A 1,056-nucleotide genomic window follows, 5' to 3' on the forward strand; every position below is an offset into this window, starting at 1 on the left:
CTGACCATCGCGCAACACCCCCACCACAGCGACCCCCCAGCCCACCGCCCATCACCGCGACCAGAGCCCACCGCACCCGTTGCCGCCACCACCAGGGGACTTTCGGTTCGCCTCGCCCCATCGAAGCGCCTCAACACTCAGGCGGTCGCGTCCCACCACTCAATCCCACAGCACCCGCTCACAGCCCATGCCACCAAGAACACCTTGAACGCATTGGGGCAGCCATCCAGCAACATGGTACCGATCGGTTCGATTACTGCTACCATCCTAGATCGCACCGACCAGTTCGATCTGACCTTCAGAGGCAAACGACTCTGCCCATCAACCACCACCCCAAGACAGACAGCAGACAGACGTCCAGCCGAAAGGACAAAAAACAATGTCCACGTTCGTCCTGATCCCCGGCATGTGCCACGGCGGCTGGTGCTTCGACGACCTCACCCCCCACCTGAACATCCATGGACACCGCACCCGCCCACTGACACTGACCGGCATCAGCGAACGCAGCCACCTCCTCCACGGCGGAGTGAACCTCGACACCCACATCCAGGACGTGACAGCCGTTCTGGTGAACGAGAACATCGAAGACGCCGTCCTGGTCGGCCACAGCTACGGAGGCATGGTGATCAAGGGCGTAGCCGACCGCATGCCCGACCGAGTGAACGCCCTCGTTTACCTGGACGCGGTCGTACCCGCAGACGGCGACTCCTGCTGGAGCCTGGTCTCCGACCGCGAACGACAGTGGTACATGGACGTGGTCGACACCGGCTACGCCGTACGCCCGCTGCCCTTCTTCGACCCCCGCGCCACTGCCCACCCCCTGGCCTCACTGCTCCAGCCACTCCGACTGACCAACGACCACCCCCACAACCACCGCCAGGTCTACGTGTACGCGGCCGCCTGGGACGGCGAGTCCCCCTTCACCCCCATCTACCAACGCCTGAGCAACGACCCGGAGTGGACGACGTACGCGCTGGACAGCGGCCACAACCTGATGCGCGACGCACCAGAGGACCTCCTCGAAATCCTCCTCAAGGCCACCGCCCCAAGCTGACC

Annotated in this window: 1 protein-coding gene; it reads left to right on the top strand. The window is 64.3% G+C overall.

The window, feature by feature from the left end; genetic code table 11:
* Window positions 1-379: 379 nt before the first annotated feature.
* On the top strand, window positions 380-1,054 hold the full coding sequence (locus tag ABD844_RS35430) for an alpha/beta fold hydrolase (protein ID WP_344887746.1): 675 nt from the start codon (window positions 380-382) through the stop codon (window positions 1,052-1,054).
* Window positions 1,055-1,056: the final 2 nt, after the last annotated feature.

Source organism: Nonomuraea antimicrobica (genome assembly GCF_039536965.1).
Lineage (GTDB): Bacteria > Actinomycetota > Actinomycetes > Streptosporangiales > Streptosporangiaceae > Nonomuraea > Nonomuraea antimicrobica.

Coding starts and splice junctions, on each gene's coding strand:
- ABD844_RS35430 (WP_344887746.1), top strand. CDS start 380: ATGTCCACGTTCGTCCTGATCCCCGGCATGTGCCACGGCGGCTGGTGC.